Origin of the sequence: Pseudonocardia thermophila, from assembly GCF_900142365.1 — a bacterium.
GTDB lineage: Bacteria > Actinomycetota > Actinomycetes > Mycobacteriales > Pseudonocardiaceae > Pseudonocardia > Pseudonocardia thermophila.
On record NZ_FRAP01000020.1, the window covers coordinates 50,298 to 63,870 of the forward strand.

The window sequence follows — 13,573 nt, forward strand, 5'->3', positions numbered from 1 at the left end:
ATCCGGCCCGGCTCAGCCCATGGACGGGCCGAGACCCAGCGACTGCGGAGTGCTGGAGTCCGGCGACGGCTGCGGGATGCCCTCGTCCAACTGACCGAACTCGGTCATGAGCGCCTTGTTCCACGGCGTCTGCTCCTCAGCCACCAGCGAGTTGGTGGTGAGGATCAGCCCGGCCACGGACGCGCCGTTCTGCAGGGCGGAGCGGACGACCCGCAGCGGATCGATGATGCCCAGCTCGACCATGTCGCCGAAGCGGCCCTCCAGCGCGTCGAAGCCCTCGTCGACACCGAGCGCGGTCACCTGCTTGACCACCGAGTCGCCGTCGTAGCCGGCGTTCTCGGCGATCAGGTGCACCGGCTCGGTGAGCGACGTCCGCACGATCTCCACGCCGATGCGGTAGTCCCCGGTCACGTCGAGCGCGTCGAGCGCCGGCTCGGCGTGCAGCAGCGCCGCGCCGCCGCCCGCGACGATGCCCTCGGCCATCGCGGCCCGCGTGGCCTGCAGCGAGTCGTCGACGCGGTGGCGGATCTCCTTCAGCTCCGCGTTCGTCGGCGCACCGACCAGCACGATCGCCGCCTTGCCGGACAGCCGCGCGATGCGGTCCGATAGCCAGTCCTGGTCGGTGCCGATGACCGCCCGCGACAGCTCGGCCCGCAGCTGCGCCAGCCGCTGCTCCAACCGACCCGGATCACCCCCGCCCCCGATGAACACAGTCCGCTCGTTCGTGGCACGGACCTGCCGCGCGGTGCCCAGGTGCTCCGGCCCCATCTGCTCCAGCGCGAACGCCGCCGCCTTCGAGTGCACCTTGCCGCCGCAGAGCGCGGCCATGTCCTCCAGCAGGTGCACCCGCTTCTCGCCGAAGCCGGGCGCCTGGATCGCGGTGACCTTGATGTGGCCGTTCACGTGGTTGTGCACGAGCATCTGCAGCGCCGTGCCCTCCACCTTCTCGGCCACGATGACCAGCGGCTTCGGGTTGCGCATGATCCGTTCGAGCACCGGCATCAGCGTGCGGACGTCGGAGATCTTCTCCGCGGAGAACAGCAGGTACGGATCGTCGAGCACGGCCGTCATCGAGCCGGGATCGGTGACCAGGTACGGCGAGACGTAGCCGTTGTCGAACTCGAAGTCCTCGACGAAGTTCACCGTGATGCCCGGCACCGGGCCGTCGTCGACGGAGATGACACCCTCGTCGCCGACGGTGTGCAGGGTCCGGGCCACGACGCGGCCGATCGTCTCGTCGTCGTTGGCGGAGATCGCCGCGACGCGGGCGAGGTCCTCCTCGCTCGACACCGGGTGCGCGACCTCGGCCAGCCGGTCGACGATCGTGGCGACGGCCAGGTCGATGCCGCGCTTGACCAGCACCGGGTTGCCGCCGTCGGCGATCGCCTTCATGCCGGCGCGCACGATCGCCTGAGCGATCACGGTGGCGGTCGTCGTGCCGTCGCCGACGGTGTCGTTGGTCTTGACGGCGGCTTCCTTGAGGATCTGGGCGCCCATGTTCTCGAACGGATCGCGCAGGTGGATCTCCCGCGCGATCGTGACGCCGTCGTTGGTGACCTCCGGTGTCCCGGTGATCTTCTCCAGGATGACGTTGCGGCCCTTCGGCCCGAGTGTGCTCTTGACGGCTTCGGCGAGCTGATCCACCCCGGCCTGCAACAACCGGCGTGCCTCCTCACCAAAACGTAGTTCCTTGGCCATGAATCGTCCTCCTGGAAAAGTTGCTCAACGTTGGTCTGCGGCGCGGGTGCGGAACAACGAGCCCGGGTCGTCGCCCGTGTCTGCCCACGGACGACGACCCGGCCGGACGTGCTGGATGATTACCGGCTGACCTCGGGCGGGAGCATGTCGCCGATGAACGCGGCGGCCTCCTCGAGGTTCCCGAACATCACCGTCCGGTCATCCATGTGGATCATCTTCCCGTAGTGGGTCGACATGTTCTCCTCGAACTCGGCGGCGTCGAAGAACCCTTCGTCCTCGCCGAGGGCTTCGGAGATCTCGGAGTAGACGAAGTCCATCCGGCCTACGCAGTCGACCCGGATCATCGACGGCAGGTAGGTCACCGTGACGTTGTCGTGCTTCTTCATGACATCGGCCACGACCACACCGATCTGGTTGTTCATCAGTGTGACACCGGCCTTACCGGACGCGGTGTTGTCGGCCTTGAACGGGCTTTCCGGCGCCTTGAAGGTCGTCACTGCTTCAGCTCCTCGGGAGGGGTCAGACCGAGATCGGTGCAGATCCCGGCGAACCGGTTCTTCGCCTTGTCCAGCGAGTCCTCGAAACGCGGCGGCTTGGCGTCGGGCTGCGACCACAGCGGCTGCATCTTCCGGGCGGCGTCGAGCGCCTGCGGCACCCACTTCGCCAACCAGCTCTGCATGAGCTGCTTGTTGTGGTCGGCGAACTCGCGGTCCTCGGTGAGCGGGGCGAAGCAGGCGATCGTCCAGCGCAGGTCGCGCTGGGCGTAGTCGTACTCGCCGGCGCCGAACACCGTCGGGGTGACGAAGTCGCCGTTGGGAGCCGCGGACTGCATGACCAGGTTGGAGCGGAACAGCTCCCCGATCAGCGGCTCGAACACGACGTTCGTGGCGAACACCGACTCGCCCCAGTCGTCCTCGACGGCCGTGAGCGCCTCGGTCAGGGCCCGGGCGCCCTGCCACTCGGCGTCGGAGTCCCACGCCGCGATGTGCGCGGCGCCGTCGAAGCCCTCGATCTCCTCGGAGAGCGTGAGGTTGTAGAGGGCGAGGTCCTGCGCGAACCGGATCTTGTGCATGCTGTTCACCGCCATCGCGGTGTTGTGCATGTTCGTCGGGCCGGACCGGTTGCACGCCGCGAACACGTACAGCCCGATGATGTGCTCGATGTGCATCCAGGCACCGACGTTGCGCTCGACGAAGCGCTTCCAGTTCTCCGTCCACTGGTCGAACGCCTTGGCCTGGCGCGCGTTCTCGACGTTCTGGTTGATCTGCCGCACGACGTTCGCGTTGTAGCGGTAGAACGTCATCTCCCACTCTTCGTTGGGATCGCGGAACTCGTGCCAGCCGTGGGCGGGCCAGGAGAAGTCCTTCGGCAGCCCTCCGGATCCGATGCCGCGCTGCGGCTCAGGGTCGTCGACGCCCCAGGCCTTCAACTTCGTCCAGTTGAGCGGGTAGCCGGCCGACCCGTCGGCGAAACCGTAGATCCAACCTTGCGACAGGTAATGCCGCGGATCGGGCTGCACCTCGACGGTGACGTCCTCGTAGTGGGTCTGCTTGCGCTTCGCCGGCTTGAAGTAGTTGTACCGACGCGCACTCGGGCCGGAGTCGGGGAATTCGCGCGCACCGGCTTCCGCGTCGGTGAAGACGGGCTTCGGAACGCTGCGTTCGGGCCGCTCGGTGGTGGTCATTGGCCGTCCTCGCCTTCTTGTTCACCGGTGGTGGTGAACTTGTCGTAATAGATGTTGTGTTCGTTCACGCCCAGTGCGGTCAGCGTCACGATCGCCGCGTCCACCATCGGCGGCGGACCGCAGACGTAGGCATCCATTCCCTCCAGACTCGTCTCGTTCTTCTTGACCACCTCGGTGATGAGCCCGACGTGGCCGTCCCATTCCTCACCGGGATCCGGCTCGGAGAGGGCGGGTACGAAGGTGAAGTCGAAGAGCTTCTCGCCGAGCTCAGCGAGCTCCTTCTCGAAGCACAGGTCCCTCGTGGTGCGTGCGCCGTAGTAGAACCTCGCTCGGCGCTGCACGCCGCGCTCGGCCATCGACCGCAGCAGGCCGAGCACCGGCGCCATCCCGGCACCGCCGCCGACGAAGACGATGTCCGACGTCCGGTTCTCCCGGAGGGTGAAGGTCCCGAACGGGGCCTCGACCTCCAGCCGGTCCCCCACCTGCAGTCGCGTGTCGAGGAACTGCGAGAACAGCCCGTCCGGGTAGACCTTGACGACGAACTCGAAGATCCCTTCCCGGTTCGGGGTGTTCGCCATGGAGAACGACCGGGTCTCGTCCGTGCCCGGGACCAGGAAGTCCATGTACTGGCCCGGGAAGAACTTGATCTCAGCCGGTTCCACCAGCTTGACCACGAGGTGGCGCATGTCGTGCGTGACCGGCTCGATCGCGACGACCTCGACCACGCCGCGCGTCAGCGGCAGGCCGTTGCGGATGATCTCCTCGTCGTACTGCAGCAGCTCGATGACGAGATCGCCGTAGGCGTGCGCCCGGCAGAGGAGCGTGGAGCCCTCCTCCTTCTCGTAGTCGGGAAGAGCGAACGTCGAGTAGCGGTCGAGCTCGATGTCGTCCATGTCACCCTCGAGCACGAACGACTTGCAGGCCGCGCACTGCCCTTCCTTGCAGCCGTGCATGAGCTGGACGCCGTTCTCGGCGGCCGCGCGCAGGATCGTCTGGTCCTCGTCGACCTCGATCTCGATGCCGACCGGTTCGAACCGGACGACGTGCTTCTCTCCCATGTATGTGTGTCCTCATCTGGATTCGGGCGGGGACCCGGGTGAACCAACCGGCGGACCGGTTTGCGCGCAGGATCGAGCAGGGGGAGGGCCCCGCGGGGCCCTCCCCCCTCGCCTGACCCGCGCTCAGGCGATCAGGCAGCCGGCCCTATCGGGCATCGGCCTTCGGCGCCGGACGTCCCGCGGGCCCCTGACGGTGGTAGTCGTCGACGAAGGCGGCGCGTTCCTCGTCGGTCATCTCGTTCAGGAGCACGTTCGGGCTCTGCAGCGGCGGGCAGCGCCGCAGGTGGTCGAGCGTCCACATCTTCGACGGGTCGAGGTTCAGGTGCGGCTGCGCCGTCATCGTCTTGCCGTCGTCGCGGACGAAGCCCATGTCGGAGACGACGTCCGCCCAGTTCCAGCCGTGGTAGAGCGTCTCCCACTCGCGGTGGCCGACCAGCTTGCCCATGTTCGGGGTCTCGCGACCCTGGTACACCGGCCGGAACGCCTCGGCGTCGGTCCACCGGCACACCTCGTGGCAGTAGGTCCGCCACTGGCCGTCGACCTCCTGCATGACCATGTCCTCACGCACCAGGCACGGGACCATGCAGGTCCAGCAGCGGTGCGGGTAGACGTAGTCGACGTCCTCGAACACGATCGGGTTGTGCCCGTTGGGCAGCGCGAGGCGGTTGTAGTTCTCCCACCACTTGCCGTACTTGTCGTACCAGCCCGGGTACTTGTACTCGAACCACTCGAAGTCCTCGTCAGTCATGCTGTCGATTCGCCAGTAGTTCGCCAGCCACCCGGTAGCGAAGAACTGCGCCACCTCGTGGACGTAGCCCTTCTCCCAGATCTGCTTCCAGGATTCCTCGACCAGGTCGTGCGGAACCACCAGGCCGTACTTCTCCAGCGGGATCAGGTAGGCCCGGTAGTAGTCGTCGTAGATCCAGCGGCGCCACATCTCCGCGTACGACTCGCGGTCCTTGCGGCGGTCCTTCGTGCCGTACTCGATGAAGGTACCGATGGCGGCGTCGACGACGCGGTGGTTGTTCCACCACGCGTAGCGCAGGTCGCGCTCGAGCAGCTGGCGGTTGTCCTCGTCGGACAGGGCCATCAGCAGCGTCGCGTAACCGTTGGAGATGTGGCGCGACTCGTCGGACTGGACCGAGTGGAACACGGTGGGCAGCAGGTAGTCGCCGTTGGCCGCCGCCTCGGCCGGCATGGCCACGAACAGGGTGTTCGTGAACGCCGTCTCGGCCACGATCGTCAGGTAGATGCTGGCCGCGGTGATCGCGTCACCGGTGATGAAGCCTTCCGCGAACTGCCGGCCGATGGTGCCGCAGTAGTCGCCGTGGAAGCCACGCAGGGTGTTGTTGAAGCCCGCGGGATCGATGTAGTTGTTCATGTAGAGGCGCTTCAGGTTCTGCTGGATCGTCGAGTGCCGGACCTCGTCGATCATCTGAATCGCCTGGCCGTTGTGCAGTTCCGGGTTCGGTACCGCGTGGAACAGCATCGGCATGGACCGGGCAGCGGAGATCTCGGGCAGCGGAATGATGGACAGGAACAGCTTCTGCCACTCCAGCCAGCGCTCCTGCACCTGCCGGAACATGTTCCCGCGGATGGCGCCGTCCTGCGCGCCGTAGACCCGGTGGTCCTTCTCCTCCTGCATGGGGAAGTACGACCGGAGGACCTGCTTGAGCGGGTCCTTCTTCGCTGCCTTGCGGAAGGTGTAGTCGGTTCCGTACTTCATGTACGGCTCGTGGTACTGCGGCTCCCAGGAGAGCTCCTGGATCTTCTGGTGAGCCTTTGCCAAGCTCTGCCGACTCACGTCGTCTCCTCACATGGTGGTGGGCTGAGGAAGTGCGCGTTCCGCCCCGCGGGCCGTCCGCCGGCCCCACCGGGCCGGAGGACGGGAGCGTCAGCTCGTCCCTCCTGTGCGCCCCCTCTCGCGAACCGAGCCGTGCGCGGGTGGCGCCGGCCGCTGGAGGACCCGAGGTGCAGCAGCGGTCCCGGTGCGTGGGCCAGCACCGTTGCGGTTCCCTCGTGCTCGGAATCACACCGCCCTCACTGCCGGGCTGAGGTCTCAATATGAGACGATGAGCCTTCGTCTGCATGCTGTCCGTGAGCCCCGGCAGCGAGTAGCTTCAGGTGCACCAGCTTCCGCATCGCGACGGAACGTGAGCTGCGCCGAGGAGGGCACCGCTTGGGGCGCGTGACCGACGGGACATCCGATCACCCGGCAGAGCTGACGGGTGACCAGCTGCTTCGTGCTCGGACGTCGTTCCTCGTGGACGACGTCGTGCCCACCGGGATCGTCCGCGACACGATCCTGGCGTCGTGGGCACGCTCGCGGGAATGGGCGATCCCGGTCCACAGCGTCGAACTGAGCGACGACTGGGACCTCGAACCCGACTCGCCGCTGGTGCGCGCGGCGAGCCCGATCCTGAACGACATCTCCGACGAGCTGGCCACCGAACCGGTCAGCGTGATCCTCACCGACGCCGACGGCGTGGTCCTCGACCGCCGGACCGGCGACTCCGAGCTGCGCCAGGCGCTGGACCGGATCTGGCTCGCGCCGGGGTTCAGCTACGCCGAGAAGTACGTCGGCACCAACGGCATCGGCACCGCCCTGGAGGGCCGCCGGCCCGCCGAGGTGTTCGGCTACGAGCACTACGTCGAGCCGCTCGCCCCGTTCGCCTGCGCGGGCGCGCCGATCTGGCACCCGGTCAGCGGCAAGCTGCTCGGAGTCGTCGACCTGACCTGCTGGCGGCCCGATGCCGGGCGGTTCATGGCCACCACGGTGTCGCGGATCGCCCGCCAGATCGAGTCGGCGCTCCTGGATCAATCCGGACCGCGTGAGCTGGCGCTGCTGCACGACTACCTCACCACCGCGCGGCGCGCCCGCGGCGCGGTGATCGCCGTCGGCCCGGACGTCGTGATGATGAACGACGTCGCACGCGAGACGATCACCCCGGCCGACCAGCTCGTGCTGATCAACGCGGCCACGGAAGCGCTCACCTCAGGGCAGCGGTTGCTCATGCTCGACCTGCCCAGCGGGGCGGTCGCCCGGGTGCAGTGCCGGCCCAGCTGGGTCGACCGCGGCGCCGCGGGTGGCGTGCTGAACGTGCAGCTGGCCACATCCGCCCCGGCCCAGCACTCCCGGCGCTCGGCGCAGGCGTCCACCCCGGTGCCGACCGCCGCCGTCGGCTCCAGCCTGCTGTGGCAGAAGTGCTGCCAGGCCGCCGACCGGCACTTCCGCAGCCGGGAGTGGCTCGTCCTGCAGGGCGAGCCGGGCGTCGGGAAGACCACGCTGGCGAAGGCTGCGCACCAGATGCGCGCGCCCGCGTCGCACCTGCGGGTGCTGGACGCGCGCGAGTACGGCCCGCGCTGGATCGCCGACGTGGCGGCCGAGCTGGACAACGGGGCAGGGGTGCTGGTCCTCACCCACCTCGACGAGCTGGGCCCCGAGGGCCGACAAGCGCTCACCGAGGTGCTCGAACCGCACCGCGAGTCGCCTGACCCCTGGGTCGTGGCGACCGTCGGGCCGGAGGGGCTGCCGCTCGGCGACGACGGCGTCGACCTGCTGGAGTTCTTTCCCCGCACGGTCGAGGTGCCACCGCTGCGGCACCGGCTGGAGGACGTCGAGGAGCTGGTGCCGCACCTGATCGCGCGGCTGACCCGCGGATCGGAGCTCACCTGCTCCCCCGCCGCGCTGCGGGTGCTCATGCGCAACCGCTGGCCGGGCAACGTCGAGCAGCTCTACCAGGTGCTGCGCAAGACCGTGGCCCGCCGCCGCGCCGGGGTGCTGATGCCCGACGACCTGCCGCCGGAGACCCGCGCGATCACCCGCCGAGTGCTCACGCCGCTGGAGGCGATCGAGTGCGACGCGATCGTCGACGCGCTGATCGACAACGACGGCAACAAGGCGGAGGCGGCCCGGCACCTGGGCATGTCGCGGGCGACGATCTACCGCAAGATCCGCGGCTACGGCATCTCGACCACGATCACCGAACCGGGTGGCGGGCGGCGATCACGGCACTGAGGCCGGTGGGCCGGGCGGAGCCCGTGCTCTAGGGTCCCCTCGTGCTGGACATCCGGGGGATCAGCAAGCGGTTCGGTACCCGCACGGTGCTGTCCGACGTCTCGTTCACGGTGCGGCCGGGCGAGGTGTTCGGGTTCGTGGGCAGCAACGGCGCGGGCAAGACCACGACGATGCGGATCGTCCTGGGCGTGCTCGCCGCCGACTCCGGCGAGGTGCGCTGGAAGGACGCGCCGATCGACGCGGACGTGCGCAGGCGCATCGGCTACATGCCGGAGGAGCGCGGCCTCTACCCCAAGATGAAGGTGGAGGACCACCTGCAGTACCTGGCGCGGCTGCACGGGCTCGGCCCGGGCGAGGCACGCAGCTCCACTCGGCACTGGACCGAACGGCTGGGCATCGCCTCACGGCTCGGCGACGAGGTGCAGAAGCTCTCCCTCGGCAACCAGCAGCGGGTGCAGCTCGCCGCCGCGCTGGTGCACGACCCGGAGGTGCTCGTGCTCGACGAGCCGTTCTCCGGGCTGGACCCGACCGCCGTCGAGGTGATGAGCAAGGTCCTGCGCGACAAGGCCGACGGCGGCATCCCCACGGTGTTCTCCAGCCACCAGCTCGATCTCGTCGAGCGGCTCTGCGACCGGATCGGGATCATCGCCGACGGGCGGATGGTCGCCGTCGGCACCGTGGAGGAGCTGCGCGACCGCGACCACGGCGTCGTCCTGGTCGTGGAGGGACCGCCCGCCGGCTGGGCCGACGCACTACCCGGGGTGCAGGTGGTGGCGGCCGCCGGCACCCGCACGACCGTGCGCCTCCTGGGGGCCGACGACCAGCAGGTGCTCGCCGCCGCGCTCGCCGCGGGCCCGGTGCACGAGTTCCGCCGGCACCGGCCCCCGCTCACCGAGGTCTACCGCGACGTTGTGTCGGCCGCCGCGCCGGAGCGGGCCCGATGAGCGCGCCGCTGTCGTCCGTCGAGGCGATCCGCCTGGTGGCCAAGCGGGAGTTCGTCACGCAGGTGCGCTCGCGCAGCTTCGTCATCGGCCTGATCGTCACGATCGTGCTGTTCGGCGTGGTCGGCGCGATCTCGGCGTTCATCGCCGGGCAGCAGTCGACGAGCACCTTGGGGGTCACCCCCGGCGCCTCCGCACTCGCGCCCGCGCTGGAGGCGACCGCCCGCACGCAGGACCTGACGCTGGAGATCCGCGACGTCGCCGAGGCCGCCGGGCGCTCCGCGCTCGCCGCCGACGAGCTCGACGGGCTGCTGGTCGCCGACCCGGGCGGCCGCTACACCCTGCTCGGGCGGGACGCGGTGGACGAGCGGCTCGCCGCGGTCGTCGGCACGGCGGTGCGCCAGACGGAGCTGACGGAAGCGCTGCGCGCGGCGGGCACCGACCCGGACGCGCTCGAGGCGCGCAGCACGGTGGCGGAGGAGACCCTCGAGCCCGTCGACCCGGACCGCGGGCAGCGGCTGGCGCTGGCGATCGTCGGCACGGTGCTGCTGTTCATCTCGCTCTCCGGCTACGGGCAGCTGGTCGCCACCGGCGTCGTCGAGGAGAAGCAGAGCCGCGTGGTGGAGCTGCTGCTGGCCACGATCAAACCGTGGGAGCTGCTCGCCGGCAAGATCATCGGGCTGGGCGCGGTCGGGCTGCTCAACCTGGTGGTGCTCGGCGGGATCGCGGCGATCGCCGGGATCTCGTTCGGCCTGCTCACGCTGCCCGGCGCCGCGCTGGGCATGTTCGCGATGGTGCTCGTCTGGTACCTGCTCGGGTTCTTCCTGTTCGCCTCGCTCTACGCCGCGATCGGGTCCACGGTGTCCCGTCAGGAGGAGCTCAACTCGGTGGTCGCACCGATGATCTTCCTGCTGCTCATCCCGTTCATCCTCACCGTGAACCTGCTGCCAGGCGACCCGCGCAACCCGCTGGCGACGGTGCTGTCCTACATCCCGTTCTTCTCCCAGACCGTGATGCCGGCCCGCTACGCGCTCGGCACCGCGGAGCTGTGGGAAGTGGGGATCGCCGCGCTGCTGGCACTGGTGGCGATCGTCGTGGTGGTGCGGCTGGCCGGGCGGGTGTACCGCAACTCGGTGCTGCGGACCGGGGCGCGGGTGTCGCTGCGGGAGGCGCTGGGCCGGGCGGCCTAGCCGGCCCGCTCGAGGACGACGAGCGGGATCTCCCGCTCCCCCGCCTTCTGCTGGTGGTCGGGCAGGAAGGGGTACTGCTCGACCGCCATCGCCCACAGCCGAGCCCGCTCCTCGCCGGCAGCGGTGCGGGCCCTGCCCTGGTAGGTCTCGTCCGGCAGCTCGACGGTGACGTGCGGATCGGCCAGCAGGTTGCGGTACCACTGCGGGTGCTGCGCCGCGCCCATGTTCGAGGCGAACACGACCGGGGTGTCGCCGTGCCGGAAGAACGCCATGGGCGCGGTGTGCGGGGTGCCGCTGCGCCGTCCGGTGGTCGTGAGCAGGAGCAACCGGTCGCGGTGCATCCCCTCCGGGTCCTCGCCGGCGCGGAAGCGGGTGATCACCGTGCGGTTGATCTCGCGGATGTCCATGGTCAACGCTTGGTTCGGCGGCGGTTCCACTTGGTGTAGCCCGCCGCGACGGCCTCCTCCTCGGTGCGGAACCACACCTCGGCCTTCGTCCGGCGGAAGTACGGGCTGTCCTCGGTGTGGAACAGCTTCGACCCGGCGTTGCCCTTGATCACGAACTCCGGGCCGGGCGGGGAGCCGTCCGGCAGGGCGGGAACACCCTTCGCGGGCTCCTCGGGCGGCGCCGGGGTGAACAAGGGGTTGGCCGCCGGTTCCGGAGCTGGTTCCGGGGCCGATTCCGGACCCGGTTCCCCGGCCGGGTCCTCGGTGGACAGCGGGTTCGGTCCCGGCTCCGGCGGCGTGACGGGCTCGTCCGGCGGGGCGGGGGTGAAGAGCGGGTCGGGTGCGGGCTCGGCCGGTCCGGCACCGTTGAGCTCGGGCCCACTGGGCTCGACGACCCTGGGTTCGGCGGTGGGCACGGCAGCCGGCAGCGCGGGCGGCTGCATCTCGGCCAGCGGCGGCTCGGTCGGCACCGGTTCGGGTTCGATCGCCTCGGCGGCGTCCGGTGGCGTCGTCGGGACGGGCATCGGCGGGTCCCACGGCTGCGGTTCGACGGCCCGGCGCGACCGTACGAGCCAGGCACCGATCGCGATCGCGGCCAGCAGCAGGATCCACGTGCGACGCCGGCGCGGCCTCCTCCGCTCCGCCATCCTCGACCTCCTCTCGTCGCTGCCCGGACCTTATCGAGCCCGGGCCGTGCGAGGGCCCCTCACCTGCTCGAACGGGCAGCGTCGGGATCGGTGTCGGGATCGGTCCCGAACGTGGACGAACGGCACTCTCGTCCACTCGGAGTAGACGAGAGTGCCGTTCGTTGCGTCGTCAGGGCAGCAGTGGCCGGGCGCCTCAGCGGGCGGACATCTCCACGTAGTCCCGCTTGGTGGCCCCGACGTAGAGCTGGCGCGGGCGCCCGATCCGCGTGGTCGGGTCGTTGATCATCTCGCGCCTGTGGGCGATCCAGCCGGGGAGCCGGCCGAGCGCGAACAGCACCGTGAACATCCGGGTGGGGAAGCCCATGGCCCGGTAGATGACACCGGTGTAGAAGTCGACGTTCGGGTAGAGCTTGCGCTCGATGAAGTAGTCGTCGGCGAGTGCCCGCTCCTCCAGGCGCATCGCGATGTCGAGCAGCGGGTCGTTGACGCCGAGGCCCTTGAGGATCTCGTCGGCCTGCTGCTTGATGATCTTCGCCCGCGGGTCGTAGTTCTTGTACACCCGGTGGCCGAAGCCCATCAGCCGGGCGCTCTTGTCCTCCTTGTTCTTGACCCGCTCGACGAACTTGTCGACGTCGCCCTCGAACTCGCGCTCGATCCGCTGCAGCATCTCCAGCACGGCCTGGTTGGCGCCGCCGTGCAGCGGGCCGAACAGGGCGTTCACGCCGGCGGAGATCGAGGCGAAGAGGTTGGCCTGCGACGAGCCGACCATCCGCACCGTCGAGGTGGAGCAGTTCTGCTCGTGGTCGGCGTGCAGGATCAGCAGGGTGTCCAGTGCCTTGACGAAGACCGGGTCGACCTCGTACGGCTCAGCGGGGAAGCCGAAGGTCATCCGCAGGAAGTTCTCGACCAGGCCGAGCGAGTTGTCCGGGTAGAGGAACGGCTGGCCGACCGACTTCTTGTAGGCGTAGGCCGCGATCGTCGGCACCTTCGCCAGCAGCCGGACGGTCGAGAGCTCGACCGCCTCCTGGTCGAACGGGTCGAGCGAGTCCTGGTAGAAGGTCGAGAGCGCGCTGACGGCACTGGACAGCACCGGCATGGGGTGCGCGTCCCGGGGGAATCCGTCGAAGAACCGCTTCAGGTCCTCGTGCAGCAGCGTGTGCCGCCGGATCTTGTTGGTGAACGAGTCCAGTTCGGACTGCGTGGGCAGCTCGCCGTAGATGAGCAGATAGCTGGTCTCGAGGAAAGTGGACTTCTCGGCAAGCTGCTCGATCGGGTATCCGCGGTAGCGGAGGATGCCCGCGTCGCCGTCGATGTAGGTGATCGCCGACCGGCAGGACGCGGTGTTCCCGTAGCCGTAGTCCAGCGCGGTCATCCCCGCCTGGGACAGCAGCTTGTTGATGTCGAAGGCATCTGCCCCCTCGGTCGCCTGCTGGATCGGCAGCTCGTACTCGTCCGTGCCTACTCGCAGGACGGCCGTGGTGGTCTCGTCGGACATGTGGAGGTTCCCTCGCACTGAAGGTTGCCGGGTTCGGTGCAACGCTAGTGCGCCGGAGCGCAGATGCGCCCGGTGAGGCGTGTGATCTACCGGACGCCGCGGCCCTCCGGCGCCGGTCAGGAGCGTTCCACCCCTGGTCCGATGTGGTGTGCGCCGCTCGGCCGGCTGGCCCCGCGCCTGTCGGCCGGCGCCCTCCTGGATCGACGCTCGCAGCGTCCACCCGCACCCGCCGACGAGGACCGGACGGCCCGCATCGGCCGGGTGCAGGTTCGGTCGCGGCCGTGCGCGAGGCTCGTGATCGTGACCGGGCCCAGCCGGAGTCATCACGAATAGTCACCGATTTGGTGATCTACGGCAGCGCTGTTCACTCGTTCAGCGGCAATTCGTCTGCTCTCC

Annotated in this window: 11 protein-coding genes; 3 read left to right on the forward strand and 8 right to left on the reverse strand. The window is 69.3% G+C overall.

Annotated elements, in window-relative coordinates; all coding sequences use genetic code 11:
- Nucleotides 1-12: 12 nt before the first annotated feature.
- From groL to BUE41_RS23270, 5 genes are all read right to left on the reverse strand, one after another.
- The gene (gene groL, locus BUE41_RS23250; RefSeq protein WP_073459438.1) at nucleotides 13-1,698 is read right to left on the reverse strand and encodes a chaperonin GroEL; all 1,686 of its coding nucleotides are present in this window, start codon (nucleotides 1,696-1,698) and stop codon (nucleotides 13-15) included.
- A 119-nt stretch (nucleotides 1,699-1,817) separates the two neighbouring features.
- Complete coding sequence (mimD, locus tag BUE41_RS23255) at nucleotides 1,818-2,195, reverse strand: propane 2-monooxygenase effector subunit MimD (protein ID WP_073459439.1); 378 nt, start codon at nucleotides 2,193-2,195, stop codon at nucleotides 1,818-1,820.
- Nucleotides 2,192-3,382 carry a ferritin family protein gene (locus tag BUE41_RS23260; RefSeq protein WP_073459440.1) on the reverse strand — a complete coding sequence of 397 codons (1,191 nt, stop codon included), beginning with the start codon at nucleotides 3,380-3,382 and terminating at the stop codon, nucleotides 2,192-2,194. Before BUE41_RS23260 ends, mimD begins: the two co-directional genes overlap by 4 nt.
- A complete protein-coding gene (locus BUE41_RS23265; protein ID WP_073459441.1) occupies nucleotides 3,379-4,440 on the reverse strand; it encodes an FAD-binding oxidoreductase in 1,062 nt (353 codons plus the stop codon). Before BUE41_RS23265 ends, BUE41_RS23260 begins: the two co-directional genes overlap by 4 nt.
- A 145-nt stretch (nucleotides 4,441-4,585) precedes the next feature.
- Nucleotides 4,586-6,229 carry a ferritin family protein gene (locus tag BUE41_RS23270; protein WP_073459442.1) on the reverse strand — a complete coding sequence of 548 codons (1,644 nt, stop codon included), beginning with the start codon at nucleotides 6,227-6,229 and terminating at the stop codon, nucleotides 4,586-4,588.
- Nucleotides 6,230-6,628: 399 nt separating this feature from the next.
- Here BUE41_RS23270 and BUE41_RS23275 point away from each other — a divergent pair, with 399 nt between their 5' ends.
- From BUE41_RS23275 to BUE41_RS23285, 3 genes are read left to right on the forward strand one after another with little or no spacing between them, the layout of a single operon-like run.
- Entirely contained in the window at nucleotides 6,629-8,458 is a 1,830-nt protein-coding gene (locus tag BUE41_RS23275; RefSeq protein ID WP_073459443.1) for a sigma-54-dependent Fis family transcriptional regulator, read from the forward strand.
- Nucleotides 8,459-8,499: 41 nt separating this feature from the next.
- Entirely contained in the window at nucleotides 8,500-9,402 is a 903-nt protein-coding gene (locus BUE41_RS23280; protein WP_073459444.1) for an ABC transporter ATP-binding protein, read from the forward strand.
- Nucleotides 9,399-10,589 carry an ABC transporter permease gene (locus tag BUE41_RS23285; RefSeq protein WP_073459445.1) on the forward strand — a complete coding sequence of 397 codons (1,191 nt, stop codon included), beginning with the start codon at nucleotides 9,399-9,401 and terminating at the stop codon, nucleotides 10,587-10,589. Before BUE41_RS23280 ends, BUE41_RS23285 begins: the two co-directional genes overlap by 4 nt.
- On the opposite strand, the gene BUE41_RS23290 is transcribed toward BUE41_RS23285, so the two are convergent.
- The 3 genes from BUE41_RS23290 to BUE41_RS23300 all read right to left on the reverse strand — a co-directional run bounded on the left by BUE41_RS23290 (nucleotide 10,586) and on the right by BUE41_RS23300 (nucleotide 13,177).
- On the reverse strand, nucleotides 10,586-10,996 hold the full coding sequence (locus BUE41_RS23290) for a nitroreductase/quinone reductase family protein (protein ID WP_073459446.1): 411 nt from the start codon (nucleotides 10,994-10,996) through the stop codon (nucleotides 10,586-10,588). The genes BUE41_RS23285 and BUE41_RS23290 overlap by 4 nt on opposite strands.
- A 2-nt stretch (nucleotides 10,997-10,998) precedes the next feature.
- Nucleotides 10,999-11,682, reverse strand: a complete 684-nt coding sequence (locus tag BUE41_RS23295; RefSeq protein ID WP_073459447.1) for a sunset domain-containing protein — start codon at nucleotides 11,680-11,682, stop codon at nucleotides 10,999-11,001.
- A gap of 193 nt (nucleotides 11,683-11,875) precedes the next feature.
- Nucleotides 11,876-13,177: a citrate synthase gene (locus tag BUE41_RS23300; protein WP_073459448.1), complete on the reverse strand. Its 1,302-nt coding sequence runs from the start codon at nucleotides 13,175-13,177 to the stop codon at nucleotides 11,876-11,878.
- Nucleotides 13,178-13,573: the final 396 nt, after the last annotated feature.